The sequence below is a fragment of the Actinoplanes sp. DH11 genome (assembly GCF_020873875.1).
Classification (GTDB): domain Bacteria; phylum Actinomycetota; class Actinomycetes; order Mycobacteriales; family Micromonosporaceae; genus Actinoplanes.
In genome coordinates this window covers 118,592-144,620 of the sequence record NZ_JAHWGU010000001.1, presented here as the reverse complement: position 1 = coordinate 144,620, position 26,029 = coordinate 118,592, and the positions used below count along the sequence as shown (strand labels likewise).

Here is a 26,029-nt window from a genome sequence, read left to right as displayed (position 1 = left end):
TCAGACTGCCCCGTTCGGCAGGGGATGAACGGTGCCGCTGGCCCGGCTGGGGTCGGCGCCGGCCGCGGTGGACCGGGTGTCGCCGTGGCCGCCGTGCCAATCCAGGACCAAGAGGCAGGCGTCGTCGGGCAGGACCGGACCGGCGACGTCGAGGACCAGGTCGCCCAGGACCCGGACGACCTCGCGGGGATGCAGCGCGACCAGGTTCCGCAGCCGATCCGGCAGATCGAGCCCGGCGGCACCACGTTCCAGCATGCCGTCCGTGAGCATCACCAGACGGTCACCGGGCTGCAAGGAGAGCCGGCTTTCCCGGTACGGCTTGCGGGGCAGCACCCCGAGCGGCCGGTTGGCCGGCAACGCCACGGGCCGTACGGTTCCGGCGCGGACCAGCAGCGGCGCCGGATGCCCGGCGTTGACGAGGTCCAGGGTCCCGGTCGTCAGATCGAGGCGGCCGAGCAGTCCGGTGGCGAACAGTGACCCGGGGGAACTGTTGTCCAGGATCGCCTGGTTCGCCGCCAGCGCCTGCTCGTGCAGGGTGGCACCGCGACGACGGGCGTTGCGCAGCCCGCTGACACACAGGGTCGCGGTGAGGGCGCTGTCGACACCGTGGCCCACCGCGTCGGTGACGCTCAGGTGCAGCAGGTCACGCGCCAGGCTGTAATCGAAGGTGTCCCCGCCGATGTTCGCCGCCGGTTCCAGCCACGCCGACAGGGTGAACGAGTCGGCCTCGCAGGTGAACGACTCGGGCAGCAGCCGCCGCTGGATTTCTGCGGCGAGCGTGAACGGCGTCGTCCGCTGACCCCATTCGAACAGGTCGGTGTGCCGGCGGTTGGCGATCACCACGAAGGCCAGGGTGTGCGCGGCCCGCGACACCCGCTGCACGGCCTCGTCGCTGGGGGCTGCCGACAGGGCCATCTCCAGCAGCCCGATCGCTTCACCCCGCTGAGTGACGGGTGCCCGGACGACGTACCGGTCACCGATCTGCTCGACGAGCACCCGCTGGGCCCGCAGCGCCTGTTCCTGCGGGCCGCCGTCGAACGGCAGCACCAGAGCCACGTCCCGATCCTGCCGGCGGCCGTCGCCCACCTCGCCGATCGCGTTGTGGGCCAGCCTCACCAGGGCACGGCCGCTCATGTCCGCCACCAGGAACGACACCCACAGCGCGTCCAGCCGCGCCCCGATGCTGCGGGTCACCGCCTCCACGGCGTCGACCGGGGCGGCCTTCTCCACGGCGAGCAGCACATCATCAAGATCCATACTGCTCATCGCGCTCTCGCTCACGCGACGCAGCATAGGCGGGATCCGGTGCGGCAGGTCGCCAACGGGGACTTCGCGCCCGCGCGGCGCAACCGACGGCGGCCCGCACGACGAGGGCCCCGGCGCGTGCAGCGCCGGGGCCCGGGGTTACGGGTTGAATACACCATCTACCGGCAGGTTCGCCGGCTTGTCTTTTCCGCGCCTGCCACCGTCAGCGGCGTGCGGCGCGAGGATCGCATAAGCGTGACCGTCCACCCCAGAACGAAACGACGTTCTGTGACGGCGGGCGATCCAACGGTGCTCGGCCCTCCCTTTCCTCTGCTTCCATCGCCTGTGGTGCTGTCGTACGACCTGCTGGTGCCGGAACCCCACGCGAACCTCATGGCCCCGTACACGTACAGCAGGTGATCTCTCATCAGCCGGAGCCCCAAACCGAGCCTCAGCCCCGCCTGCATTTGCCCTGACCTGGAATTACGTCAAGGTCTTGTGGTGCACATGCCGTACTGAACTCCGGGCGGTGACACATCTCCACCGCGATGCCGAGCGAGCCACGAACGGTCCGGGCCCTGCTTGACGCTCGGTCATGATTCGTCGGTATCTCGAGCGATCTTCGCTCCCGACGAGAGAAACATTAGCCACGTCTTCCGAAAATGTCTAGTGCGTTCAACCCAGATTTTCTAGGCGTCCGAGCCGACACCCGCCGCGCCGCCTTCTGCGGTGTGACACGAAAGCGGGAGACGAACAGCTCTCACATCCTCATAGGGTCTCCATATCAGCAGCTAGGGATGGGGATCCAATGTTCAGTTCGAACCGTAAGAAGCTGGCTGTCATCGGCATCGCCACCGCCGTCACGACCGCTCTCCTCGCCTCTCCGGCTCAGGCCGCGTCGGCTGCCAAGGCCGAAGTCGTGGGCAAGAACAGCACCGTCGTCCGATTCACGGCGGCCGCCGGCCAGGCCAACTCGCTGTCCATCACCATCTCCGGCCGGACCATCACCCTGAACGACAAGGTCGCCATCAAGGCGGGCAAGGGCTGCAAGGCGGTCAAGGGCGACAAGACCAAGGTCAAGTGCACCACCAAGAAGCCCACCGGACTCAACGTCACGCTCGGTGACAAGAACGACTTCGTCGACAACCACACCGCGGTGCGCCTGACCGCCAACGGCGGAACCGGCAACGACACCGTCTACGGCGGAACCGGCAAGGACACCCTCACCGGCGGCGCCGGCACCGACGACGTCCAGGGCGGCAGCGGCAACGACACCCTCCGCGGCGGCACCGGCAACGACCACGTCGAGGGCGGTCCGGGCAAGGACAAGCTGTACGGCGAGGCCGGTCACGACGACCTCATCGGCGGCGACCTCGACGGCGAGATGCCCGACAGCGGCGACACCATCCACGGTGGCGCGGGCAACGACTTCCTGCTCGGCGGCAACGGCAACGACGCCCTCTACGGCAACACCGGCAACGACAACCTCTCCGGCGGCTTCGGCAACGACAAGCTGGTCGGCGGCCCCGGCAACGACACCGCCACCCAGTAACGCCGTCCGCACAGCACCAGCCGAGTGTGCAACACCATTCAGGCCGTGACCTTCTCGCAGGTCACGGCCTTGATTGTTTCGAGCACTGCCGATGGAACAGGACCTTTACCGGTCCCGGTCGGAGCATCCGGGATGCCGCTGTCGCCACTCCCGGCCTGAACTCGGTTCAGGCCGTCCTGTCATCGGGAGCCCGGACGGCCAGGACCGCGCGGTCGTAGAGGTCGGCGAGGTCGGCGGTCCCACCGGTCCGCGTCCAGATCTGCCCTGCGACATCGAGGCAGGCGATGGCGCTGGAGACGATCGCATCCGCTGCCGGGTCGCGTCGGTCGTCGGCGTCAAGGCCGAGCCGCAGCCGGATGTTCGGCACGAGCAGCTCCTGCCACTGGAGGTGCTTCTCGATGCTGCGGGCCCGCAACGAGGGTGTCTCGTACATCATCTTGGCGACCTTGAGCATGACGTCCGGCTCCTGAGTCAGCCCTCCGACCCGGCGGAGCGCCTCCCGGATGGCCTCCCAGGGCGCCACCGACAAGGGGATCGCCTCCAGGGTGTCGCGCATGAGGATCCCCTGGCTCGCCAGATCTCCGAGAACGATGTCCTCCTTCGTCCCGAAGTACCGGAAGAAGGATCGCCGCGAGATGGCGGCGGTCGCAGCGATCTGGTCGATCGTCGTCTGCTCGAACCCCTGCTCCAGGAAGAGCTTCATGGCAACGCTCGTGATCTCGGCGTAGACCGCCTGCCGGGATCGCGTCCAAAGGCTCTCCTGCTTGCTCATGCCACCACCATAATCGAAATGCCTGCTTGGCACTCGGTGCCAGATGGGCATACGATGCATTCTCGGTGACCCTTCACCTTTGGAGTTCAGATGCCCCGAACGGACTACTGCGGCCACACCGTCATCGTCACCGGAGCGAGTTCCGGGATCGGCGCCTCCTTCGCGCGGTCCCTGGCCGCCCGCGGATCGAACCTGATCCTCGTGGCGCGCCGCGTCGATCGCCTCGAAGCGCTGGCCGGCGAGCTCGAGAAGGCCCATGGGATCACCGCGACTGTCATCGCACTCGACCTCACCTCGCCGACTGCGGGCCGCGACCTGAAGGCAGCCGCCGATGCCGCGGGGGTCCGCGCGACGAGTCTGATCAACAACGCCGGCTTCGGCACCTTCGGCGACTTCATCGACGAGGACCCCGCCCGCCTGGCGCAGGAGATAGCCGTCGACGTCTCCGCGCCTGTGCAGCTCAGCGCGGCGTTCCTGCCCGACATCATCGCGGCAGGCGGATTCCTGATCAACGTCGCGAGCATGGCCGCTTACGCGCCAACACCCCGCATGGCCGTGTACGGGGCCGCGAAGGCATTCGTCCTCAGCTTCACGGAATCCCTCTGGGCGGAGCTACGCGGGACCGGCGTCACCACGTTCGTGCTGTCACCCGGGGCGACGAGCACGGAGTTCAACGCGGTCGTCGGAACCGACGATGCCACGGCCGGTGCGAAGATGCGTACGCCTGAAGATGTCGTCACCACCGCCCTCGCTCACCTCGAGAGCCGCAACCCGGGTCCGAGTGTCATCGACGGCGCGACCAACCGGGCCGCTGTGAGCTTGATGCGCCTGATCAGCCGACGCTCGACCGCCAAGATGATGCACCGGATGACGGACCCGGCCCGCCGAAGTGGTTCAAAGGTGCCGGCGGCGGCAGATACGTCCGCCTGACCTGCGCCCTTCTCACTCGACGAGGATCTGGCGCAGCGCGGCACTGTGCTCGGCGAGCTCCTGCTGGACCAGGAGGGTGAGCGGGAGGTCGTCCGGGGAGGCGATCCAGGAGGCGTATCCGGCGTAGTAGGACCGCACACCGATGTCAGCCAGAACGCCCGCCAGGCGCCGATCCTCGAACCGCTCGGAGAGTTCGTGTTCGATCGCCCGTGCGATGGTGTCGCGCTTGAAGGCGGCGCGCTCCTGCAACTCCGGGCTCGAGGCCATGAGCGGAGCCAGCAGCCGGCCTGTTTCCCGCTGCTCAGCCGTGTGGACGCCGGCCAGTCCCGTCACCCCGGCGGTGAGTACCTCGCCGGCGGACGCGTCAGCGGGTGCCCGGTGGATCGCCTCGGTCGCGCCTGCGATGAGTGCGCCCTGACCCTGGAACAGGATCTCGCGCTTGTCGGAGAACAACCGGAAAAGGGTCGTCCGCGTCAGACCGGCCCGCTGGGCGATCTGTGCCGTGGTCGTCGTCTCGTAGCCCTGCTCGGTGAACAACTCGATCGCTGCCCGCAGCAGTCGCCCCCGCGCGTCCGGATCCCACCTCGCCATGGGCGCCATCCTAGTTGATGTAACTCAGTCACATCCGCAGGTTGATGTTACTGAGTAACATCGGCTACGTTGATGAAACGCAGTCACATCACGATGCGTGACGGCCCTTCTCTCCATTCCCACGGAGGTCACACCATGCAGGTTTTCATCACGGGCGCATCAGGCTGGATCGGGACAGCGCTGACCAAGGACCTGGTGGCAGCGGGTCACACGGTGGTCGGGCTCGCCCGCTCGGACTCCTCCGCCGAGAAAATCCTCGCCGCCGGCGGCAGTGTCGTGCGGGGTGACATGTCCGACCACGACGTGATCGTGGAACAGGCGAAGCAGGCCGACGCCGTGGCCCACCTGGCGTTCACACTCGACTTCTCGAAGTTCGGGGAGACGGTCCAGAACGAGCTTCAACTGCTGACCAAGGTCGCCGCAGCCCTGGAGGGCAGCGGCAAGGCGTTCTTCGCCGCCTCCGGCACCCCGATGGTGGCCGGCCGGGCCGCCCTGGAGACCGACGCCATGAACGACTCGGGGCCCGCCGGTGCTCGCGCCGCCACGGCCGAAGCCGTGCTGGCTCTGGCCGAGCGGGGAATCCGCTCCGGCCTGGTCCGGCTGCCACGCACCGTGCACGCCGAAGGAGACCACGGCCTGATCGCCATGCTTGTCGCTTTCGACCGGCAGCTGGGCGTGGCCGCGTACGTGGGCGACGGCCAGAACCGCTGGCCGGCCGTGCACCGCAGTGACGTCAGCCCGCTGTTCCGGCTCGCCCTGGAGAAGGCCCCCGCCGGCTCCGTGCTGCACGCGGTCGCCGAGGAGGGCGTGCCGATGCGGCGGGTCGCCGAAGTCATCGCCACCAAGACCGGCCTGCCGGCGACGTCCGTCGCCCCCGCACGGATGGGTCCCTTCGGCGACCTGGTCGGTGGCGACCAGCCCGCCTCCAGCGCCGCCACCCGCGAACTGCTGGGCTGGGAACCGACCGGGCCGACGCTGCTCGAGGACCTCGAAGCCGGCTACTACACCTCCTGACAGTTCCCCGAGGCGGTTCCGCCCCGATCAGCGCGGAACCGCCTCCGCCGGAGGCACCCACCTGATGTCCCAGCCGCTGCATCGCGGCGCCGCAACCGCAGCGCCTGGGCGGGGCGCAGCTGTCTTCTATCGGCCGGCGAGAAGTTGCTCGCGCCATTGCGCGAAACGTTCGCGCATCTCAGCAATCAATTCCGAAGCAGCCGTTCCGGTGCTTACCCGTTCTCCGGCAGGTCGGTCCGCCAGCCGCGGAGCAACGTGCGCAGCGCCTGCTGGGCGAGCCGCCGGGCCCGCTCATTGCCGACAGTGTCGAGGTAGCCGAGCGAGGCTATGCCGTACAGCGTGCCCCAGATGATGTCGCAGGCGTCATCGAAATCGGCCAGGACCACGTCGTGGGCGGCCGACCATGCGGTCACCAGTTCTTCCAGGACAGCGATGGCGGCGGCCGCCGCCCGTCGGCGATCTTGCGCGTCGACGGCACCACCGTTCATGACCTGATACAGGTGCGGGTGCTCGCCGGCGAACCGGACGTACTCGGACGCGAGCTGCATCATGCGCCGGTCGATGTCGGGCTCTTCGGCGGTGTGTTCGAGCTCAGCCAGCATCAGGCGATACCCGTGGGCGGCCAGCTCCAGCAGGAGTGCGTCCTTGTTGGCGAAATGCTGATAGACGATGGGCGCGGCGTATTCGACGTCGGTGGCGATGCGCCGGATCGTCAGCGCCGACACGCCCTCGCTCTCCAGGACGCGCAACCCGGCCTCGATGATCCGTTCGCGCGTGTTCGCACGTTCACGGGCCCGTCGGGTGCCGGTCGACACAGCTGCCACCTCGCTCCAAGCATCTTTCCAGCGCCGAGCCGCGGCGCCGGCACGGCACCACCACCCTAACAACGCCAGGTGGTGATTCGGCCGCGCAGATCAGGCTTGGCGTACGGGGCCGCTCAGGTCACCAGGCCCCGGCGGTACGCGTACACCACGGCCTGCACCCGGTCGCGCAGGTTGAGCTTGGTGAGGATGCGGGACACGTACGTCTTGACCGTCTCCTGGCTGATCACCAGCGCCGCGGCGATCTCGCTGTTGGAGAGGCCCTCCGCGATGAGCCGGAGAACCTCCAGCTCGCGCGGGGTCAGCGCGCCGCCGCCCGGGTCGCCCTCGGCCGGGCGGATGCGGGCCGCGTACCGGCCCACCAGCTGCCGGGTCACCTCCGGGGCCAGCAGCGCGGCGCCCGTCGCGACCGTGCGGATGCCGCCCAGCAACTGCCCCGGCGGGGCGTCCTTGAGCAGGAAGCCACTGGCGCCCGCGCGCAGCGCCTCGTACACGTACTCGTCGAGGTTGAACGTCGTCACCACCAGGACCTTCACCGGCTCGGGGACACCGGCGCCGGCCAGCAGGCGGGTCGCCTCGATGCCGTCGAGCACCGGCATCCGGACGTCCATCACCACCACGTCCGGCCGTAGCCGGGCAGCCAGGCCGACCGCCGCGCGCCCGTCGCCGCACTCGCCGACGACCTCCATGTCGGGCTGGGCGTCGATGATCGTCGCGAAGCCGGCACGGATCAGCTCCTGGTCGTCGCAGACCAGCACCCGGATCGGCGTGGTCACGACGGGTTTCCGGCCGGGATCCGGGCCCGCACGAGGAAGCCGCCGCCGGTCTGCGCGCCCGCACTGAAGTCGCCACCGAGGACGGTGACCCGCTCGCGGAGCCCGGCCAGGCCGCGCCCGCTGCCGCCCGGGGACGCGCTGCCGGATCCGGAGCCGTCGGTGCTGATCTCCACGGTCGTCTCCCCTTTCCCGTGATGAACGTGAACTGTGGTCCGGCTGCCGTGCGCGTACTTCAGCGCGTTGGTCAGCGCCTCCTGCACCACCCGGTACGCCGCCACCTCGGCGCTGCCGGTCGCCGCCGCCGGCGTGCCCTTGCGGACGAATTCGACCGGCTGCCCGGCCTGCCGGGTCTGGTTGACGAGGGTGTCCAGGTCACCGACGGAAGGCGTACGCGGGTCGCCTGTGCTGTGATCCGGGTTGAGCAGGTCGAGCAGCTGCCGCAGGTCACCGACGGCCCGGCGGCCGGTGCCGGTGATCGCGGTCAAGGTCTGGTCCAGTCTGTCCGGGGCACCCGTCAGGTAGCGCGCCGCCTCGGCCTGCACGACCATCGCCGTCACGTGATGGGTGACGACGTCGTGCAGTTCCCGGGCGATGCGCGTGCGCTCCGCGGCACGGGTGACCTCTTCGACATGGCGGCGTCGTTCCGCCTCGGCGGCCCGGTTCTGGTGCAGCCACGCCCCGACGCCCCACGGGAGCGCCATCAGCAGGTAGAAGGTGGTGAAGCCGGCGACGCCCTCAACCGAACCGAGCCGGTCGAGGGAGATTGCCAGGGCCACGTACGCCGCCGAGGCGAGACCCACGACGACCCAGCGGTGCCGTTCCACGTAGGCCGCCGCGCTGAAGAGCGCGATGGCGAGTGCGGCACCCGCGGTGGTGTGGTAACCGCGGAGCTGGTCGATCGCGAAGCCGAGAAACACCAGCGCCAGGCAGACGACCGGCCACCGGCGGCGAACGGCCAGCGGTAGGCACTCCAAGGCGACGACACCGACGGTCAGTGCGTCGTACGGGCGGTCGGGCAGGCCACCGAGCTGCGTCCGCTGCTGCTCCAGCGCCGGGACGATCACCGCGAGGGCGAAGGCCAGGGCGAGCGGGAGATCCCGGACCGTGACCGGCCACTGCCGCCACAGATCCGGGAGCCTCCGGAGCTTGATCACTGGGTGACTGTAGCGGTCGCCGGGGCCTGCGCCGTGCGGCGGCGGCGCGGGACGATGTGCCCGCGGCGCTTGGCGAGCCACAGGAACACCACGGTCAGCACCACGCCGGCCAGCACCGCGTACAGGCTTCCCTCCGGCCCGAAGGCGCCGCCGCTGACCGCGACCGGACCCGACGTCGAGGCCTCGAGCAGCCCCTTCGACTCGCCGTTGCCCGAGACCACGACGCTGAAGACGCCGCCGGCGGCGAAGTTCCAGCCGAAGTGCAGACCGATCGGGACCCACAGGTTCCGGGTGGCGGCGTAGCAGGCGGCCAGCATGAACCCCGCCTCGATCGCGATGGCGGTCGCCCCCCACAGGGTGGCGTCCGGGTTCGCCAGGTGCATCGCGCCGAACACCACACCGGTCAGAGCGAGAGCGATCCAGGTGCCCGTACGCTCCTCGATGATCCGGAACAGCACCCCCCGGAACAGCAACTCCTCGGTGACAGCGGCGGCCGCCATGAACCCGAGCAGACCCAGCGCTCCGGTCGGCGAGCCCCAGCCCTCGACGTGGTAGCCGCCGAGGAACGCGATATTGGCGATCACCGCCGCGAACATGGCGAAGCCGATGAGCGTCCCGCGGCCCAGCTTCCCGCCCCAGCCGTCCATCCCGAGCTCGGTCGGCGGGCGGTGCTCGGTGCGCCGCACCACCCACCGGTAGACGACCACGCCCAGTACGGCCGTCGCAGCGCCGATCACCAAGGTGAGGAAGAAGTTGCCCTCGACGGCGGCGGCGCCCTGCCCACCGACGAGGGCGACGGCGACGACGGCGAGAAGCTGTTTGACGAATCGCATGGTGACTCCTTCGCAATCCGCGGCCGGACGCCGCGGACACGAAGAAACCTATGAATTCTCAGCCCCAGAATCGTCACCGTGCAGTGGACACTTGCGGGTAGCTCGCACGGGGGACAAGGCCCCGCTGATGCATCAGCGCTCGGTGACGGTGGTGAGGGCGAGCAACGACGCCGGCCAAGGGCATCTGTGTCGTAGCGCTGCCTCATGACGGCCGCGACCGATGTCGCCATCAGCCGCAGCCGTCATGCCGAGAGGACTACCGGCGGTAGGTCCGCTTGGTCGTCAGCTTGCTGTTGCCCGCCCGGTCGTAAACGCGAAGCTGGACGGTGAACTTCTTGCCGTACTTCTTCGGGTTGATCGTGAAACGCCAACCGGCCCGGTGGTCGGTGGCCACCTTCTTGCCGTTGATCAGCAGCTCGACGCGTCCGATGCCGTTCCGGTCACTCGCGTTGGCGGTGACGGTGAAGGTCTTGGTCCGCTTCGTGTTGTTCTTCGGAGCGCTCTTGAACGACGCCGCCGGGGCGGTGTTGTCGACGATCACGGTCCGTTTGAACTGCGCGACGTTGCCGAGCCGGTCGGCGACCTCCCATATGATCGTCTTCGTGCCGTCCTTGCCGGCCGTCACCCTGGCCGACGTCCGCGAGCCCGAAAGGCGGGCCGGCGACAGGAGCGTGCTCCAGGCCCGGCCGCGTGGGTCGCCGACCTTGACCGAAGTGACGAACGACGTGCCCCTGACCAGCGTGTTCTGCGCCGGTGCGACGACTGTCGCCGAAACAGTCCGGTCGATGTTCACGGTGAAGGATTTCGCCGCGGTGTTGCCCGCCGCATCGGTGAGACGCAGTTCCACCCGTGCGGTCGGGGCGGTGATGGCGCGCGTGTCCCAGGCAAAACGCGGTGCGGTCGAGGCCCGGACCCCATTGACCCACCATTCGGTACGGGCAATCGGCGACTCGTCGGAGGCCGAGTATTCCAGGAGGGCCTTGGTGCCGGCCCAGCCCTTGCCGGTGTCCAGCCGGTTCGGCAGGTATCGACTGACCGTGCTCACCTGGTTGATGACCGGTGACTTGTCATCGACGATGTAGTCGGCGCCGACATTCCAGGGGTTCCCGACCTTGTCGACGGCCACGAAGATGGGCGACGAATCGTCCGACGCGTTCCAGACGTAACGCCAAGGCGCACTGGTGAGGGTGGCGAGCACCTTGTCGGCATCGCGGTCGAAGACCCGTACCTCTGTCATGTCGGCTGGCACGCCGTTGAGCTCGATGGTCATTGGGCCGGACCGCACCGACGTCCCCGGCGCGGGCGACACCGTGTACTCGGGCAACTTGTGGTCCACGAGCACGGGGGTGCTGACCGGCTCGCTGGCGTTGCCGGCCGCGTCGTAGGCCTTGATCGTGACGACGTTCTTGGCCTCGGTGCCGTCGGCGACCTCCTGGGTCATCTTGCACGCCCAGGTGTCGGACGAGGTACGCGGCGTGCAGGTGGCGCGTGCGGAAGCGGGCGAGCCCGTGACCTCGAGCCTCGTGACCTTGACGTTGTCCCGCACCCAAGGCCAGAAGTAGGTGGTGTAGGCGACCGCGTCGTACACGGCCAGGCCCGCGTCCTCGATCACCGGCTTGATGTCGTCAACCGACGTATTCGCGACGAGCGCCGCGTTGTGGGCCGGAGCATCTGCTGCATAGGCCGGGGCAATCAGGCCGGCGACCGACACCGCGGTCGCGGCCAGTCCACCGAGGACCCGCCAGGAGATGGAGTGAGGGAGCAAAGGGTTCCTTCCCCGCAGGAAGATCATCGCGCCACATATTAGAGATCACCACCGTCTCGCGCCGCCCCGATCCAGTGTCACTTGATCTTGCCTGTGCGGCGCAGCCCGGGACCGAGCATCCCGGACGACGTCACAGGTCACGGCCTTGATCGTCTGTGCGCCCGAAGGGACTCGCCATCGTGACGCTCAACGGGTCACCGCGGCGCTGGCACCTCCGGCGAGTGCCATCACCTCAGCAGCCGTGGCCATCGAAGTGTCGCCGGGAGTGGTCATCGTCAGCGCACCGTGTGCCGCGCCGTACTCGACAGCGATCTGAAGCGGACGCCCGCAGAGCAATCCGTAGATCAACCCGGAGGCGAACGAGTCACCTGAGCCGACCCGGTCCAGCACGTCCAGGTCAGGCCTCTCCGTGGCTCGCACAACGCCGGTCGACGGCGACCAGGCCACGGCGCCGAAGTCGTTACGACTGGCGCTCACCACCCGCCGTGTGGTGGTCGCGACAACGGGTGTCTCCGGGTACGACTCGACGTCGCGCACACCGATCAGTACGTCCACGAACGGCAGCACGTCGGGCAACAGGTCATTACCGAGACTGGGCCGGTAGTTCACGTCGAACGACACCGCGGTCCCGTGCCGCCGGGCGGCCTCGACAGCGGTGCGGACTGTGGAAGCCGCCACCGGCGACAACGACGCGAAGATTCCACCGGTATGCAACCACCGCACCCCGGCGACCCCGAACAGGTGGTCCCAGTCCACGTCGGAAGGGCGCATCTGTGACGCTGCGCTATGACCACGATCGGACACCCCCAGCGCTCCCCGTACCCCGAAACCGCGTTCGGTGAAGTTGAGCCCGTTGCGTACCGTACGACCGATCCCGTCATAGGGCACCCAGCGCACCAGCGACGTGTCCACCCCGCCGGTCAGCATGCAGTCCTCGACGAGCCGCCCCACCTCGTTGTCGGCGAGCGCCGTGACAATCGCGGTCCGCATCCCGAAAACGCGCCGCAGCGCGCGGGCCACGTTGTACTCGCCGCCGCCCTCGGAGACCCGGAACGTCCGCGTGGTCCGTACCCGCCCCTCGCCCGGGTCGAGGCGCAGCATCACCTCACCGAGACTGACCAGGTCGTACCTGCAGGAATCAGCGTCCCGCAGCCGCAATGACGTCACGCACCCCTCCGATGAGCTCGTGGATCTGGTCGAGATCAGCCGAGCGCGGCACCATCCAGGAACCGCCGACCGCGAGCACCGAGGGCAGCGCGAGATAGTCACCGGCATTGGCCGCGGTGATACCGCCCGTCGGCACGAACCGCATGTCGCCGAAGACCGCCGCGAGCGCGGCCACAGCCGGCGCTCCTCCCGAAGTCTCGGCCGGGAAGAACTTGACGGCCTCCAGGCCGATTTCCCGGGCGGCCAGGACTTCCGTCGCGGTGGCCACCCCCGGGAGTACGGGCAATCCGAGCGCGCCGCACCGCTCCACCACGGCGCGGGACAGCCCCGGGCAGACGGCGAAGCGGGCACCGGCCTCCGCAGCGGCCGTCGCCTGCTCGGGGGTGAGCACGGTCCCCGCCCCGACCAGCAAGTCCTTGTTGCGCGCCATCGTGGCGATCGCTGCGAGCGCCCCCGGCGTACGCAACGTGACCTCAGCGATCGGCAGCCCGCCGCCCACCAGTGCCCGTCCCAGGTCCGCTGCCCGGGATTCGTCATCGAGAACGACGACCGGAACAATGGGATGTTCCTCGAAGATTTTCATCGGATCACCTTCTCCAGGCCGGGGAGCGTCCCGGCGTCGCGAATCGTGCGCGGGTGTTCGGCCATCTCCACCGCGAGCCGCGGATGCTCGATGGAACGGAGTCGCCGAACTCACCGGTTCGTGCGAGCTTTGTGAATGCCGGCGTCAGCGGGCAAGCCATCCGCCGTCGACCGGAAGGATGGCTCCATTGACGTAGTCGGCTGAGCTGGAGCAGAGGAACAGCACCGCGCCGGCGATATCGGCGGGCTCGGCCCAGCGTGCGGCGGGGATCCGACCGAGGATCTCGCCGCTGCGCTGGGGGTCTCGGCGCAGGTCGTGGGTGTTGTCGGTGGCGACGTAGCCGGGAGCGACGGCGTTGACGTTGACGCCCCGACCGGCCCACTCGTTCGCCAGTGCCTTCGTCAGACCGGCGACAGCCGACTTGGACGATGTGTAACCCGGGACGTTCACTCCGCCCTGGAAGCTCAGCATGGATGCCATGTTCACGATCTTCCCGTGGCCGCGCTCGAGCATCGAGCGGCCGATCTCGCGGGACAGCACCCAGGTCGCGCGGAGGTTGACATCCATTACGTGGTCGAAGTCGTCGTCGGAATGCGTCGCAGCCGGGGTCCGACGGATGGTGCCGCCGTTGTTGACCAGGATGTCGACTTCGCGGCCTGCCAGATCGGCTGCCAGCGCCGTTACGTCCGGCCGGATGGAGAAATCGGTTCGCACGGGGGTGAAGGTGCGCCCCAGCCGCTCCACCAGGGATCGGGTCTCGCTGGCGCCGGACGGCATGTTGTGGCTGACGCCGATGATGTCAGCACCCGCGGCGGCCAACGACTCCGCGATCGCCAGCCCGATCCCCCGGCCGGCGCCAGTCACCACTGCGACCTTTCCCTCCAGGCTGAAGCTGCGGGTGAGGTACGCGGCAGGACTGCCGGCTGGGCGCGTCATGGATAGGCTCCTTCAGGTGGCACAAAAGACGATGTGGGGGTGAATCCGAGGGCTTCTGAGATCTGCGCGGCGCTCTCGACGACCAGTGGGGCCATCGCCTCCAGTTGCTCGAGAGTGTGTTCGATCGTCAGGGTCGAGATGCTGATTCCGTAGTTGATTTTGTGGGTCGAGTCCCGGATCGGTGCCGCCACGCAGATGACCCCGGGCACGTTCTCTTCGCGGTCGAATGCGTATCCCACCGCGCGGATCTCGGCGAGCTCGGCCCGCAACGCGTCCAGGGTGGTGATCGTGTTCCCGGTCAGGGCCGGCAGTTCCGCGCGAGCCACGAATCGGTGGAGCTCGTGGTCGTTGTACCCGCTGAGCACCACCTTCCCGATGCCCGATGTGTGCATGGGAATCGCAAGACCGACTCGCGACGGCATCCGGTATGGCTTGTCCGAATCGGCACGGATCAGGTAGATGATCTCGTCGCCGTTGACCACGCCGACGTGGACCGTGCAATGCACCTGATCGACCAGAGCGTCGACGAAAGGCTGTGCGATCGCGGAGATGTCGATCCGCCGCAAGGCCTGCCCGGCCAGCGAGAGGATCTTCGGGCCGGGCAGGTAGCCGCCGTCGGGCGCGACAGTGACGAACCGCCGGTCGATCAGGGTCGCCAGGATGCGGTGTGTGGTGGCCTTGGCGAGACCTGTCGCCTCGACCACCTCCGAGAACCGCGCATGAGTCATGACCGCTTCCAGGACGAGCAGGGTCTTCTCGCTCGCGTTGGCACCGCCGGTAAGCAGCTGGTCGGCCATTCGGACCGTTTCGTTGGTCATGAACTCACCTAACTGAAGGGCGTCTGATCAGCGCATGTCGGCGATGGCGAAGCCATCCATGTCGTCGAACGACTGATTTTCTCCTGCCATCGCCCACACGAAGCTATAACTCGCGGTGCCCACACCGGAATGCACCGACCAACTCGGCGAGATCACCGCCTCCTCTTTGCCGACCACCAGATGCCGGGTCTCGGTGGGCTCGCCGAGCAGGTGGACCACCCGGGCATCGGCCGGCAGATCGAAGTACAGGTAGACCTCGGTCCGCCGGGCGTGGGTGTGCGCGGGCATCGTGTTCCACATGCTGCCCGTGTGCAGGGTGGTGACGCCCATGACCACCTGGCAACTCCGTACACCGTTCTCATGGATGTATTGGTTCAGGGTTCTCCGGTTCGACTGCTCCGGGTCGCCGAGTTCCCGGACGGTGCCCTCGCCGGGAGCCACGAAGGTTGTCGGGTAGGTCGTGTGTGCCGGAGCGGAGAACAGGTAGAACCGGGCCGGGCCCGCCTCGCCCGCCGCGTCACCGGATTCGAACACCACGTCGACGGCACCGCGCCCCACGTACAGGCACGCGCCGTGCTGGGCCTCGTATTTGGTGCCGTCCACGGTGATGGTTCCGGGGCCGCCGACGTTGACGATCCCGGCCTCGCGGTGCTCGAAGAAGTATGGGCTGACAATCTCCGGGAACGTCGGGAGTGCGACCGGCTTGGTCACCGGCTTCACGCCGGCCACGACTACCCGATCGTGGTGCGTGTACAGGGCGTTGACGTCATCGTCGACGAACAGGCCGGGCACGAGGTAACGGTCACGCAGCTCCTCGGTGTCCATGCCCGGGATGTGCTCGGGGCTGGTGGCGTAACGCTGTTCCATCGTTCTCCTTGGGATGTGGTGGAAGCTCATTCAGGTCGGCCGACCTCGATCAGGGCATGAGGCCGAAGAGTTCGGGCAGCCAGAGCGACAGCCCCGGTGTGAAGATCACGATGATCAGGCAGATCGTCAGCGCCGCCAGGAACGGCATCAGTTGGCGGACGATGCCCTCGATCGGCTGGCCGGACACCTTCGCTCCGACGAAGAGCACGGTCCCGACCGGTGGGGTGATGGTGCCGATACTCAGATTGAAGATCATCATTATGCCGAAGTGGATCGGGTCGATGCCGAAGCTGGTCACGATCGGCAGGAAGATCGGCGTGAAGATCAGGACGGCCGGGGTGGCGTCCATGAAGCAGCCGACGATCAGCAGGATGACCGCGATCAGCAGCAGGAGCACGACCGGGTTCTCGCTGAACCCGAACATCGCGTCCGAGACCAGCTCGGGAATTTTCGAGAAGGACAGGACGAAGCCCATGATCGTCGAAACGGCGATCAGGAACATGACCACTGCGGTGATCTTGGTGGACTCCAGCAGGATGCCCGGGACGTCACGGAGCTTGATCGTGCGGTAGAACGCCGACTGGATCGCCGAGTAGAACACCGCGATGGCAGCGGACTCGGTCGCGGTGAAGAAGCCGGCCAGGATGCCGACGATCACCACGGCGATAAGCAGCAGCGACGGCAGGGCGATGAGCAGCACCCGGGCGCCCTCGCGGAGGCCGACCCGCTGGGTCTCCCGCAGTTCGGGGTGCCGGCGGACGTAGAGATACACGACGGCGGAGCAGGCGACCGCCCACAGGAGTCCGGGCAGGTACCCGGCCACGAACAGGGCCGCGACCGAAGATCCCGACACCAGCGAGTACACGATCATCAGGTTGCTGGGCGGCACCAGCATCCCGCCCGGGGCAGAGGCGACGTTGACCGCCGCGGAGAAGTTCTTGTTGTACCCCTCCTTGGCCTCCAGCGGGCCCATCGTGGTGCCGATCGCGGCCGCCGCCGCGATCGAGGAACCGCTGACCGCCCCGAACAGGGTGTTGGCCGCCACGGTGGTCTGGGGCAACGAGCCCGGCACCCGGCCGACCAGCACCTTGCCGGCATTGATCAACTGCAAGGCGATGCCGCCTTGGCTCATGATCACACCGGCTAACACAAAGAACGGGATGGCCAGTAGTGCGAATGAGTTGATCCCGCGGAACATCTGCTGTGCCGCGGTGAGCGCCCCGTTGTCGAAGCCGACCACGACGAACATGGCCAGCGTCGAGGACAACCCGACCGCGACGCTGATCGGGGCTCCGATCAGCAGCAGAACGGCGATGCCGCCGACCAGGACGAGACCCGCAAGTGCTGCAGCTTCCATGAATTCCTCCTTCCTACGACAGCGCGGTCTCGGCTTCCAGGTCGATGGGGACCTCGTCGCCCTTGCTGATCGAGATCGTGTGGTAGATGGCGTAGAACGCGGTGATCACGCCGGAGATGGGCAGGGCCAGATACATCCACCCGACATTCACCGGTAGTCCGGTCAGGGTCTGGTCCCAGGTCAGGTGCACCACCCGGTAACCGCCCCAGATCAGGGTGAGCGCCGCGAACATCAGCGTGGCGAACTGAACGAGGACGGCGGTGACACGCTGAACCTTCTCCGGCATCCGCTGGACTGCCAGGTCGGCCGCGACGTGCCCGCGCTCGCCGAAGACCCAGGCTCCGCCCAGCAGGCCGAGCCAGATGAACAGGTACTTGGCCAACTCCTCCGACCAGCCGCTGGGAGCGTCCAGCACCTGCCGGGCGAACACCTGCCAGCCGACATCGAGCACCAGGGCCGCGAACAACACGATGCAGCACCAGCCGAGCACTCGATCCAACACATTCTTGACTGCGGTCATCCCGCCAGCCCTCCTGCTGTCACCCACCCGGATCGCCGGCTCACTTGGCGGCCGCACGAACCTTGGCGTGGATGCCGCGGATCTTGTCGTTGTCGAGCTTCTGCTGCGTCAGCGGGGCGATCAGGCTGGTGAAGGAGGCCGCGTCGACCTCGTTGAACTGCGCACCGGCCTTCTCGGCAAGGGCCTTCGACCGGGGGATCTCCTGACCCCAGAGCTGTCCCTCCTCCTCGACCGCGACGGCGATCTCCTCCAGGAAGATCTTCCGGACGTCCTCGGGCATCGCGTCCAGGACCTTCGGGTTGATCAGGAGGTAGTCGGGGAGCATCAGGTGCCGGGTGTAGCTGTAGAACTTGGCGACCTCGGCGTGCTTCACGTTGGCGTACGTGAGTTCGTTGTTCTCGGCGCCGTCGAGCACCCCGGACTGAATGGCGGTGTAGACCTCACCCATTCCCATCGGGGCCGGGCTACCGCCCATGAGCTTCATCATCTCGACGTTCGTGTCCGACTCGATGACGCGGATCTTCAGGCCCTTCATGTCGGCGGGCGTGTTGATCGGCTTCTTCGAGGTGTACATGTTCCGCACCCCGCCGTGGAAGGAACCGAGCACGCGCAGGCCCTGGCTGTCCAGCGAGGAGTACAGCTCGGAGACGATCGCCGGGTCGTTCGTCGTCTTCCGCTGGTGTTCCTGCGAGTCGAACGTGAACGGCAGGTTGAAGACGATGAAGTCCTTGTTGAAGCTCTCCATCAGCGGCGCGGCGACCATCGACATCTCGATGGTGCCGGCCTTGACCAGCTCGACGGTGTCCTTCTGCGTGCCCAGGGTTTCGTTCGGGAAGACCTCGATGTCGTACTTGCCGGCAGTCCGCTGCTTCAGCCGCTCACCCATGGCGTCGAGGGCGATGAACTGCGGGTGATTCGGCTGCTGGTTGAACGCCAGTTTGAGGGTCTTCTCGGCTTTCGCACCGCCGTCCTTCGTGTCGCCCTTGCTGCTCGTTCCGTCGCCGGCTGAGCACCCCACCAGGGCGAACGCGGCGACCATGGCCGCGGCGGTGAAGGTAACGACCTTGTTCCTTCTCATGCTGACTCCTTCTCGGTACACCAGCGCGTGCCGCACTACGGCGGTCCGCAGGTCCGAGGGCGGTCCCGGGAGCGGGGGCCCTGAGGGGTTGAGGACGGTCCTTGCGGGACACTCGATCTCGGTGCAAGACTCACGTGGAACCGCGTTCCGTCGAACGGAACCATAACCAGGGGTAACCGAAGCGTCAACACTTTTTTGTGATCACCAACACCCCGCCAAGAGACAGCTCCGGCCTGCGGTCGCGGCTGCTGTCCTGGCACCCCACTCCACGGAGGAATCGATGACCAACCTCGCCGGCATGTTCCTGTCCGCGTACATCTCCGCGCCGACGGATCCCGACGCTGAAGACGCCTTCTACGACGCGGCTGCCAGGCTGGACATCGACGGCCTGGAGTTCGCCCTGTTCCCGTCCGGCGCCCGAACCCTCGAGCCGGACTGGATCCGGGCACACGTCAACCCGGGACACGACCTGATCGTCTCGCTCGTGCCGTCGATGATGGCCGCACTCGGCGACACTCCGAACTACGGTCTGGCCTCGACCGACGACGTGCAACGCAAGCGGGCGCTGAGTGACGTCGGGCGGGCATGCGACCTGGCCGTCAGCCTCGCCGCCGAGTACGGGACCCGGCGGGTGGTCGCGATCGAGGTGCACACCTCCCCCGGCCCCCGCGGTGGCTCCCTCGAAGCGTTCCAGCGATCCCTCACCGAGATCCTGACCTGGGACCGGGCCGGCGCCGAACTCCTGGTCGAGCACTGCGACGCCTACGTTCCCGGCCAGACACCGGCCAAGGGCTTCTTCCCGCTGGCGGACGAGATCGCTGTCGTCCAATCCTTCGGCCTGCCCGCAGGCGTTCTCGGGATGAGCCTGAACTGGGGCCGCTGCGCCATCGAGGGACACGGAACACGGCTGCCGATGGAGCACATCCAGGCCGTCACCGACGCCGGGCTGCTGCGGGCCTACATCTATTCCGGCGCGACCGGCGAGGACACCATGTGGGGGCCCGCCTGGACCGACATGCACATCCCCAGCCGCGGTGACGCACCCGCCCTGGCCGCTTCCGAGGCCTCCCTGCTGGGGCCCGACGAAATCGCCGAAACCCTCCGCGCGGTGGGTGACACCCCGCGCATCGGCTTGAAGTTCGGCATCCGCCCTGTCGACGCCGACGTGGCGACCCGGCTCGCGGTTGTCGAGGCGACCCTCGCGCAAATCGTCGCTGCTCGCGCTGCCGGCTGATCCGGCCCCGCACCCGGTCACCGCCCCGATGAACGACCGAACGATAAACGCCTTCGGCAGCCTGTCGCCTGGCGGCAGGCGCAACTTCACCGACACCCTCCGGGCCGAGAACGCCGGCGCGATCCTGCTGGCCATCGGGACCGTGCTGGCCCTTATCTGGGCCAATTCACCGTGGCGCGACTCCTACACCGACCTGAGCAACACCGTGGTCGGCCCCGCCAGCCTGCACCTGAACCTCTCCGTCGCGAACTGGGCCACCGACGGACTGCTGACGATCTTCTTCTTCGTCGTCGGCCTGGAACTCAAGCGCGAATTCGTCACGGGCCAGCTCCGCAATCCCGCCACCGCAGCGGTCCCGATCGTCGCCGCGGTCGGCGGCATGATCACGCCGGCCGCCGTCTACGCCCTCGTCAACCTGGCCCACGGCGGCCCTTCGATGGGCGGTTGGGCCATTCCGGTCGCCACCGACATCGCCTTCGCGGTGGCTGTCCTCACCCTGTTCGGCCGTAGGTTGCCCATCGCGCTGCGGGCCTTCCTGCTCACCCTCGCCGTCGTCGACGACCTGCTCGGCATCGTCGTCATCGCGGTGCTCTACGCGGACGGCCTGGCCTTCGGGTGGCTGGGCGCGGCCCTCCTGACGATCGGTGTTCTCGCCGGCCTGACCCGTCGCCACGTCACCGCCTGGATCCTGGTCCCGCTCGCCGTCCTGGCCTGGGCCTTCATGCACCTGTCCGGAGTCCATGCCACGATCGCCGGCGTCCTGATCGGGTTCACCGTTCCCGCGCTGGCCCGGGACGGGCAGGATCGCAGCGTGGCCGAACGTTGGGAACACCGCTGGCGTCCGGTGTCGGCGGGGCTGGCCGTCCCGGTCTTCGCCCTGTTCGCGGCCGGAGTCAGCCTGAGCCCGGACGCCCTGGCAACCACCCTGACTGAACCCGCCGCACAGGGCGTCATCCTCGGGCTCGTGGCCGGCAAACCCCTAGGCATCATGCTGGCAACGTTCGCGCTGGTCACCCTTACCCGAGCGGCCCTGGACCAGAGGGTCACCTGGCTGGACCTGCTGGCCGTCGCCGTGGTCTCCGGGATCGGCTTCACCGTCGCGCTGCTGATCGGGGAACTCTCCTTCGCCCCCGGCACCCCGCAATCGGAGCCCGTCAAAGCCGGCATCCTGATCGGATCCCTTGCCTCCGCCATGATCGGCGGCCTGCTGCTCACCTGGCGGAGCCGGGCGCACCAACGCCGCCGGAGAGCATCAGGTCAGGGCACGGCCGGACGACAGGCCGGCGAGCGACCCGGCGCTGCATGACCCGTACCGGCCGGAGAACACAGCGGCATCGACGTCGAGGAGGTCCCGGCTCGTCTGATCGAGCCCTTCACGGGCGGAACATCGCCGCAGCGGGTGGCGTGCGGGGGGCTCGACGCGTTGACAGTTCGGTGGCGAGAAAGGCGACGCCGAGCAAGGCGTGCCGCATGGCGCGGTGGCGACCGTCGGATCACCACAGTGCCACGAAGCGGAATCCGCGCGCCCAGACGTGGGAAACCAAGAATGGCTGCGACCCGCGTTTCCGCTGGTCACAGCCATTCGGCACAGGTCATTATCGCCGGACTGAGCCGCCTATGCAGAACCTCCGCCGCGGCCATTACGAACTCGCCACCGACGCCCCGCCGGCCTGGCCGAATACCAGGTCCGAGATTGGCGGGCCTGGTATGCCCACATCACCTTGTCGATGCGCGCTTACGCCTGGCTCGTCGTCGCCCGGACTTTGACCGCGCAACAGCAAACAGCAGCGGTCACGACATGATGATCGGCTACACGATACCGGAGATCCGGCGCCTGCTCGCCGCACTGTCCGTCCGCCGCCACCAGCCCAAACACGTTTGGTGGTGGTCACGGTGGCGACGACGACGCCAACACCAGGCCCGCCTGAGCCACTACAAACGTCGAGGCGATCCATTGAGATGAAGTGCCGTTGCAGTATTAGAGGCCTCGGGTCAAGTCGACCCACGGCTATGCGCACCGGCTTCGGCGCGGCGGGTGTCTTTTCTCGCCGTTGCCGAGGAGGCCCGCGCCTATTTCGTGAACACCGCGCCCGGAGCTGTCATATCCGTTCCGCTCGGAGACGGATTCGTTCCCGAGACGGGGGTGACGGGCAAGGATTCCGTGTCGCTCTGGGACCTCGAGAACCGACGGTGCCCCGGACCTTCACCGCCACCGGCGTCGCCCCGTTCGACCGGCAGGGCACCATGATCGCGTTGGAGGTGCAGAGCCGGGCAAGACCTTCAACCCGATCGAGGTTCGCGACCTGCGGAGCGGCGAGTTGGTGCGGCAGGTCGAGAATTTGGAGTCGAACGGGGTGCTCTTCAACGCCGACGGCACCGCGCTTCTGGTGGCGCGCGACAGGGCCATCACCGGCTATCGACTCGGCACCGAAGAGGACGTCGCGCATGTCTGCCGCATGGTGGGGCGGGAACTGACATCGAGCGAATGGCGGACGTACGCAGGCGATTACCCGTACCGGAGAATTCCACTTGATCTTTCTTTCGAATGTCCCGGCTGGTCAGGGTTCTTTCCCACGGCTCGGACGGGCACACTCGCACGGTGACTGACAACGATCAACTCGGGTGCCCCTTCTGCCGGATCGTCCGGGGCGAGGATCCGGGCGCGCGCGAGGTGTTCCGGAACGAGCATGTGGTCGCTTTTCTGCCGTTGGAGCCCGCGACACCGGGTCATACGCTGGTGGTGCCACGCGGACACGTCCCGGATCTGTGGTCACTGGACGGTGACGTTGCCGCGCACCTGGCGCGCGCGACGTTGCGGCTGTCGGAAGCGGTCCGGCGAGCCACCGATCCGGAGGGGTTGAACATCATTCAGTCCAATGGCAAGGCGGCCACGCAAACGGTGTTCCACCTGCATGTCCACATCGTCCCGCGGTGGACTGACGATCGGATGGGCCCGATCTGGCCGGCCGCGAGGCGGGCACCGGGAACGGACGACGTCTGGCAGTCCGTGCGGCGCGAGTGCCTGGCTGTGGGGGAGCGGTGACGCAGCCGGGCATCGCCGCGGACGACCGGCGCAAGCATCTCGACTACATCCAGGCCGTCGTGACGCGGATGTCGGCGGCGTCGAGCACGGCGAAAGGGTGGCTGCTCCCGGTCGTGACCGCGACCTACGGGTTCGCGCTGACCAAGAAGGCGTTCGCGATCGCCCTGCTGGGGATCGCGGCCGTGCTGCTCTTCTCGCTCCTCGACGCCAACTATCTGCGGCAGGAGAAGGCGTACCGGCGGCTCTACGACGCGGTGGCGCGTGGGACCAAAACCATTCCATCTTTCTCGCTCAACCCCGCGGACGCCGAGGACGCGGGCCCGGCGGCGACGACGTTCGGCGCGAAGGTCCGGCGCGGCCTGGCCCGATGGTTTCCCGGCGCGGACGTGTGGCTGTCCTGGTCGATCGCGCCGTTCTACGGTGCGCTGGCGGTCATCGGGCTGATCACGCTCGTCGTGGCGCGGTGACGTCGGCGTCGAGGGTGTTGCGCGCCTCCCAGCCGGCCTTGAGGTCGGCCAGCAGGCGCTCGGCGGACCGGGCGGCGCCCGGGGCGACCGGTTCGGCGAGCAGTTCGTCGGCGGTGCGGCGCAGCGCCGCGGTGAACCGCACGCCGTCCGGGGTGAGCGAGCCGGACCGCTCGATGGCGGTCAGGCCCCGATCCACCTGGAGGCGGGACTCGGCGAACCGGAGTTCCGCCTCGGTGACCTCGTCACGCAGCGACCGCCACGTGTCGGCGACGCCGGCGAAGGCGTAAACCCCCTGTAACAGGCCGGCCAGCGGTCGCGGATCGACGCGCCAGGGCGCGAAATGCAGACGCCGGTCGCGGGGATCGGTCAGCTGGTACATGTCCAGGAACGCGCTGAGCTTCGAGTGCTGGAACTCGTGCACCAGCGTCACCGCGAAGTCGTGGGCGGAGAGCGGCTGGGTCAGCCCGCACGCGCCGAAAACGTGACGCAGCGACGCGCTCTGCGCCGCGTCGGGATTCACCCGGTGCAGCGGCACCAGTGAGCTCATCCCGGCGCTCAGCTCGACGGCTCGCGGTGCCACATGGTCGGTCAGCAGCTGACAGGTCTCGCCGAACAGGGCCTCCCACCGTTTGGCGTCCTCGGTGCTGAGCCGCCCGGCCGGTGGCGTGTGGTGACCGTGCCGGTACGGGTGCAGGTCCTCCAGGTCGACCCGGGACGTGCCGCCGTCCAGCTTGCGCAGCGGCAGCCATCCCCGGGCCTCGCCCGCCGGATCCGCCGGGACCTCGAGCCCGGCGCCGTCGACGAAGACCACGATGCGGCCGTGGCTCGTCGTCGCCTCGAGTTCGTGGTGGCCGCCGGCCACGACCGCGCCGAGACCGGGCAGCATGGCCGCGCCGTGGTGCACCGGGATCCGGACCGAGGCGTCGATCTCCGCGGCGGCGGCCGCCACCAGCGCGATGGCGGCCAGATGTCCCATCGCCTGCACGTCCGCGGGGTCACGGGTGACGCCGCGGCCCGCGATGGCCGCCCAGCCACCGACCATCGGCGCGCTGACCACGTCGGCGAAGCGATCCGGTGCGGCGATCCGGGACCGTTCCAGGACGTCACGCAGCGGCTCCGAGTCACCGGGCCAGTGCGTGAGCAGGCGCCGCAGCATGATGAGGTGCCGGCTCCGCCGGACCTCGGTGAGCCGGTTCACCGCCGCGGCGCCGCCGAGACCGCTGCCGATCCGGTCGAACATCGCCGGCGCCAGACTATAAACCGTCAACAGATCGTCTCCTACGCAGATCGGCCGACACCGTCCGTTGCACGTGCCGGACGAAGACGTCCAGGTCCGTGCAGTAGACCGAAGGCGACCGGAAGCCCGCGCCGGCGCGGTAGCGATGCACGTAGTGCCCGCCACCGCACGCATCGACGAGCGGGCACGCCCGGCACTCGTCGGCCAGCGCCGCCCGGCCGATCTGCCGTGCCACCACACCCGGATCGTCGAGGGCCGCGTCGAGGTCGTCGGTGCGGACGTTCAGGCCGGTGGCCGCTGCGCCCGGGTACGCGACCTTCAGCGCGTCGACCTGCTCGATATCCCCGTCCGACTCGATGACGATGGCGCCGGACGGGCTGAGCCCGAGTTGTTCGCTGTCGCTGCGGCCGCCGAGCAGGACCCGGATCGCCGACTCGAACAGGCGGACGCGTGTCGGCGACTGATCGGCGTACCAGCGATCGAAGAATGCGATAAGCCACTCGGCGTACGAGGGTGCGCCCATCGGTCGTGGCGGCGGATCACTCCACGTCGCGTGCGGCAATAGAAGGTCCATCGCCGGCGGCTCGAAGGCCATCAATTGCTGGTATCCGAGTTCCGGATCGATATTGACGTTCATCGTTGTCAAAAGTCCTGAGTACGAACTGCGGAACTCCGGGCGGCGAAGAAGCTCGATCCCGCGGGCGACGGCCGAGAAGCTCCCACGCCCGTCTTTGAACCGGCGGTGCTGATCATGGCCGGCCGCGGTGCCGTCGAGGCTGATGCCGACCCTGATGCGATGGGCCACCAGGGCGCGGACCGTCGCCTCGGTCAGCAGCACGCCGTTGGTCTGCATGCCGATCTCGACGTGGCAGCCGGGCGGCACCGCCCGGCGCAGGGACTCGGCCAGGGTGGTCAGCCGGTCGATGCCATAAAGCATCGGCTCGCCACCGTGCAGCACCACCCGCAGGTCCTTCAGGCCGTGTCGCCCGGCATGCGCCGCGATCCGCGCGATCGCGGCGTCACGCACCTCGCCGGGCATCGCCGGCGGACGGTCCCGCCAGCTCTGATCAGCGTGTTCGTAGACGTAGCAGTAGTCACAGGCCAGGTTGCAGCGCTGATGGACCTTGAGGATGACCTCGCTGAACGGTTTCGGGCGCCAGCCGGTGGCCTTCAGCGCCTCGACGTCGAGTTCGGCATAGGGCCAGGGCGCCATGGTGCGTTGGACGTCCCGGACACGGTCGAACAGCGTGGCGGGAGTCAATGGCAAGC

The 26,029-nt window shown here is 68.2% G+C and carries 26 protein-coding genes and 1 pseudogene; 9 read left to right on the top strand and 18 right to left on the bottom strand.

From position 1 onward, the window contains the following. The gene (locus LPA41_RS00740) at positions 1–1,281 is read right to left on the bottom strand and encodes a PP2C family protein-serine/threonine phosphatase (protein ID WP_229067496.1); all 1,281 of its coding nucleotides are present in this window, start codon (positions 1,279–1,281) and stop codon (positions 1–3) included. Positions 1,282–2,053: 772 nt separating this feature from the next. On the opposite strand from LPA41_RS00740, the gene LPA41_RS00735 reads away from it, so the two are divergent. Continuing rightward, entirely contained in the window at positions 2,054–2,797 is a 744-nt protein-coding gene (locus LPA41_RS00735) for a calcium-binding protein (protein ID WP_229067494.1), read from the top strand. A gap of 166 nt (positions 2,798–2,963) precedes the next feature. Here the strand turns inward: LPA41_RS00735 and LPA41_RS00730 are convergent, their stop codons facing one another. Further along, positions 2,964–3,569: a TetR/AcrR family transcriptional regulator gene (locus tag LPA41_RS00730; RefSeq protein ID WP_229067493.1), complete on the bottom strand. Its 606-nt coding sequence runs from the start codon at positions 3,567–3,569 to the stop codon at positions 2,964–2,966. A gap of 90 nt (positions 3,570–3,659) precedes the next feature. On the opposite strand from LPA41_RS00730, the gene LPA41_RS00725 reads away from it, so the two are divergent. Beyond that, the gene (locus tag LPA41_RS00725; protein ID WP_229067491.1) at positions 3,660–4,499 is read left to right on the top strand and encodes an SDR family oxidoreductase; all 840 of its coding nucleotides are present in this window, start codon (positions 3,660–3,662) and stop codon (positions 4,497–4,499) included. 12 nt (positions 4,500–4,511) lie between these two features. Here the strand turns inward: LPA41_RS00725 and LPA41_RS00720 are convergent, their stop codons facing one another. Further along, entirely contained in the window at positions 4,512–5,090 is a 579-nt protein-coding gene (locus tag LPA41_RS00720; RefSeq protein WP_229067490.1) for a TetR/AcrR family transcriptional regulator, read from the bottom strand. A 135-nt stretch (positions 5,091–5,225) separates the two neighbouring features. Here LPA41_RS00720 and LPA41_RS00715 point away from each other — a divergent pair, with 135 nt between their 5' ends. Further along, complete coding sequence (locus tag LPA41_RS00715; protein ID WP_229067489.1) at positions 5,226–6,104, top strand: SDR family oxidoreductase; 879 nt, start codon at positions 5,226–5,228, stop codon at positions 6,102–6,104. Between the two features lie 212 nt (positions 6,105–6,316). On the opposite strand, the gene LPA41_RS00710 is transcribed toward LPA41_RS00715, so the two are convergent. The 13 genes from LPA41_RS00710 to LPA41_RS00650 all read right to left on the bottom strand — a co-directional run bounded on the left by LPA41_RS00710 (position 6,317) and on the right by LPA41_RS00650 (position 18,779). Continuing rightward, positions 6,317–6,919 carry a TetR/AcrR family transcriptional regulator gene (locus LPA41_RS00710; protein ID WP_229067488.1) on the bottom strand — a complete coding sequence of 201 codons (603 nt, stop codon included), beginning with the start codon at positions 6,917–6,919 and terminating at the stop codon, positions 6,317–6,319. A 122-nt stretch (positions 6,920–7,041) separates the two neighbouring features. Further along, positions 7,042–7,701, bottom strand: coding sequence for a response regulator transcription factor (locus LPA41_RS00705; protein ID WP_229067486.1), 660 nt, complete (start codon positions 7,699–7,701; stop codon positions 7,042–7,044). Beyond that, complete coding sequence (locus LPA41_RS00700; RefSeq protein ID WP_229067485.1) at positions 7,698–8,855, bottom strand: histidine kinase; 1,158 nt, start codon at positions 8,853–8,855, stop codon at positions 7,698–7,700. The genes LPA41_RS00705 and LPA41_RS00700 overlap by 4 nt, the downstream gene beginning before the upstream one ends. Continuing rightward, positions 8,852–9,688 (bottom strand): CPBP family intramembrane glutamic endopeptidase, encoded by an 837-nt coding sequence (locus tag LPA41_RS00695; RefSeq protein WP_229067484.1) that lies wholly within the window; start codon positions 9,686–9,688, stop codon positions 8,852–8,854. The genes LPA41_RS00700 and LPA41_RS00695 overlap by 4 nt, the downstream gene beginning before the upstream one ends. A gap of 256 nt (positions 9,689–9,944) precedes the next feature. Then, positions 9,945–11,453, bottom strand: a complete 1,509-nt coding sequence (locus tag LPA41_RS00690; protein WP_229067482.1) for an Ig-like domain-containing protein — start codon at positions 11,451–11,453, stop codon at positions 9,945–9,947. Between the two features lie 186 nt (positions 11,454–11,639). Next, positions 11,640–12,620 carry a sugar kinase gene (locus LPA41_RS00685; protein WP_229067480.1) on the bottom strand — a complete coding sequence of 327 codons (981 nt, stop codon included), beginning with the start codon at positions 12,618–12,620 and terminating at the stop codon, positions 11,640–11,642. Beyond that, a complete protein-coding gene (gene eda / locus LPA41_RS00680; protein ID WP_229067478.1) occupies positions 12,592–13,203 on the bottom strand; it encodes a bifunctional 4-hydroxy-2-oxoglutarate aldolase/2-dehydro-3-deoxy-phosphogluconate aldolase in 612 nt (203 codons plus the stop codon). Before eda ends, LPA41_RS00685 begins: the two co-directional genes overlap by 29 nt. A 144-nt stretch (positions 13,204–13,347) precedes the next feature. Next, entirely contained in the window at positions 13,348–14,139 is a 792-nt protein-coding gene (locus LPA41_RS00675; protein ID WP_229067476.1) for an SDR family oxidoreductase, read from the bottom strand. Continuing rightward, on the bottom strand, positions 14,136–14,957 hold the full coding sequence (locus tag LPA41_RS00670) for an IclR family transcriptional regulator (protein WP_229067474.1): 822 nt from the start codon (positions 14,955–14,957) through the stop codon (positions 14,136–14,138). The genes LPA41_RS00675 and LPA41_RS00670 overlap by 4 nt, the downstream gene beginning before the upstream one ends. Positions 14,958–14,984: 27 nt before the next feature. After that, on the bottom strand, positions 14,985–15,824 hold the full coding sequence (gene kduI / locus LPA41_RS00665) for a 5-dehydro-4-deoxy-D-glucuronate isomerase (protein WP_229067473.1): 840 nt from the start codon (positions 15,822–15,824) through the stop codon (positions 14,985–14,987). 49 nt (positions 15,825–15,873) lie between these two features. Then, positions 15,874–17,181: a TRAP transporter large permease gene (locus LPA41_RS00660; RefSeq protein WP_229067472.1), complete on the bottom strand. Its 1,308-nt coding sequence runs from the start codon at positions 17,179–17,181 to the stop codon at positions 15,874–15,876. A gap of 13 nt (positions 17,182–17,194) precedes the next feature. Continuing rightward, on the bottom strand, positions 17,195–17,701 hold the full coding sequence (locus LPA41_RS00655; RefSeq protein WP_229067470.1) for a TRAP transporter small permease: 507 nt from the start codon (positions 17,699–17,701) through the stop codon (positions 17,195–17,197). A 40-nt stretch (positions 17,702–17,741) separates the two neighbouring features. Continuing rightward, positions 17,742–18,779, bottom strand: a complete 1,038-nt coding sequence (locus LPA41_RS00650) for a TRAP transporter substrate-binding protein (RefSeq protein WP_229067468.1) — start codon at positions 18,777–18,779, stop codon at positions 17,742–17,744. Between the two features lie 280 nt (positions 18,780–19,059). Here LPA41_RS00650 and LPA41_RS00645 point away from each other — a divergent pair, with 280 nt between their 5' ends. The 6 genes and pseudogenes from LPA41_RS00645 (at position 19,060) to LPA41_RS00620 (ending at position 23,523) form a co-directional block, all read left to right on the top strand. Next, positions 19,060–20,013, top strand: coding sequence for a DUF4862 family protein (locus LPA41_RS00645; protein ID WP_229067467.1), 954 nt, complete (start codon positions 19,060–19,062; stop codon positions 20,011–20,013). 28 nt (positions 20,014–20,041) lie between these two features. After that, entirely contained in the window at positions 20,042–21,319 is a 1,278-nt protein-coding gene (nhaA, locus tag LPA41_RS00640) for a Na+/H+ antiporter NhaA (RefSeq protein WP_229067464.1), read from the top strand. Positions 21,320–21,668: 349 nt separating this feature from the next. Beyond that, positions 21,669–21,815, top strand: a pseudogene (locus LPA41_RS00635) (IS701 family transposase); the annotation flags it as partial. A 516-nt stretch (positions 21,816–22,331) separates the two neighbouring features. Next, positions 22,332–22,616, top strand: coding sequence for a hypothetical protein (locus LPA41_RS00630; RefSeq protein ID WP_229067463.1), 285 nt, complete (start codon positions 22,332–22,334; stop codon positions 22,614–22,616). Beyond that, a complete protein-coding gene (locus tag LPA41_RS00625; RefSeq protein ID WP_229067461.1) occupies positions 22,613–23,056 on the top strand; it encodes an HIT family protein in 444 nt (147 codons plus the stop codon). Before LPA41_RS00630 ends, LPA41_RS00625 begins: the two co-directional genes overlap by 4 nt. Then, a complete protein-coding gene (locus LPA41_RS00620) occupies positions 23,053–23,523 on the top strand; it encodes a hypothetical protein (protein ID WP_229067459.1) in 471 nt (156 codons plus the stop codon). The genes LPA41_RS00625 and LPA41_RS00620 overlap by 4 nt, the downstream gene beginning before the upstream one ends. Here the strand turns inward: LPA41_RS00620 and LPA41_RS00615 are convergent. Together LPA41_RS00615 and LPA41_RS00610 are read right to left on the bottom strand one after the other, a co-directional pair. Then, positions 23,501–24,790, bottom strand: a complete 1,290-nt coding sequence (locus LPA41_RS00615) for an HEXXH motif-containing putative peptide modification protein (RefSeq protein ID WP_229067457.1) — start codon at positions 24,788–24,790, stop codon at positions 23,501–23,503. The genes LPA41_RS00620 and LPA41_RS00615 overlap by 23 nt on opposite strands. Further along, positions 24,777–26,027, bottom strand: a complete 1,251-nt coding sequence (locus LPA41_RS00610; protein WP_229067455.1) for an FxsB family cyclophane-forming radical SAM/SPASM peptide maturase — start codon at positions 26,025–26,027, stop codon at positions 24,777–24,779. The genes LPA41_RS00615 and LPA41_RS00610 overlap by 14 nt, the downstream gene beginning before the upstream one ends. Between the last annotated feature and the right edge of the window lie 2 nt (positions 26,028–26,029).

Bases quoted from the DNA above. Each gene is read 5' to 3' on its own strand.
- LPA41_RS00735 (WP_229067494.1), top strand. From the start codon at position 2,054: ATGTTCAGTTCGAACCGTAAGAAGCTGGCTGTCATCGGCATCGCCACC.
- LPA41_RS00730 (WP_229067493.1), bottom strand. From the start codon at position 3,569: ATGAGCAAGCAGGAGAGCCTTTGGACGCGATCCCGGCAGGCGGTCTAC.
- LPA41_RS00725 (WP_229067491.1), top strand. From the start codon at position 3,660: ATGCCCCGAACGGACTACTGCGGCCACACCGTCATCGTCACCGGAGCG.
- LPA41_RS00720 (WP_229067490.1), bottom strand. From the start codon at position 5,090: ATGGCGAGGTGGGATCCGGACGCGCGGGGGCGACTGCTGCGGGCAGCG.
- LPA41_RS00715 (WP_229067489.1), top strand. From the start codon at position 5,226: ATGCAGGTTTTCATCACGGGCGCATCAGGCTGGATCGGGACAGCGCTG.
- LPA41_RS00695 (WP_229067484.1), bottom strand. From the start codon at position 9,688: ATGCGATTCGTCAAACAGCTTCTCGCCGTCGTCGCCGTCGCCCTCGTC.
- eda (WP_229067478.1), bottom strand. From the start codon at position 13,203: ATGAAAATCTTCGAGGAACATCCCATTGTTCCGGTCGTCGTTCTCGAT.
- LPA41_RS00675 (WP_229067476.1), bottom strand. From the start codon at position 14,139: ATGACGCGCCCAGCCGGCAGTCCTGCCGCGTACCTCACCCGCAGCTTC.
- LPA41_RS00670 (WP_229067474.1), bottom strand. From the start codon at position 14,957: ATGACCAACGAAACGGTCCGAATGGCCGACCAGCTGCTTACCGGCGGT.
- kduI (WP_229067473.1), bottom strand. From the start codon at position 15,824: ATGGAACAGCGTTACGCCACCAGCCCCGAGCACATCCCGGGCATGGAC.
- LPA41_RS00660 (WP_229067472.1), bottom strand. From the start codon at position 17,181: ATGGAAGCTGCAGCACTTGCGGGTCTCGTCCTGGTCGGCGGCATCGCC.
- LPA41_RS00655 (WP_229067470.1), bottom strand. From the start codon at position 17,701: ATGACCGCAGTCAAGAATGTGTTGGATCGAGTGCTCGGCTGGTGCTGC.
- LPA41_RS00650 (WP_229067468.1), bottom strand. From the start codon at position 18,779: ATGAGAAGGAACAAGGTCGTTACCTTCACCGCCGCGGCCATGGTCGCC.
- LPA41_RS00645 (WP_229067467.1), top strand. From the start codon at position 19,060: ATGACCAACCTCGCCGGCATGTTCCTGTCCGCGTACATCTCCGCGCCG.
- nhaA (WP_229067464.1), top strand. From the start codon at position 20,042: ATGAACGACCGAACGATAAACGCCTTCGGCAGCCTGTCGCCTGGCGGC.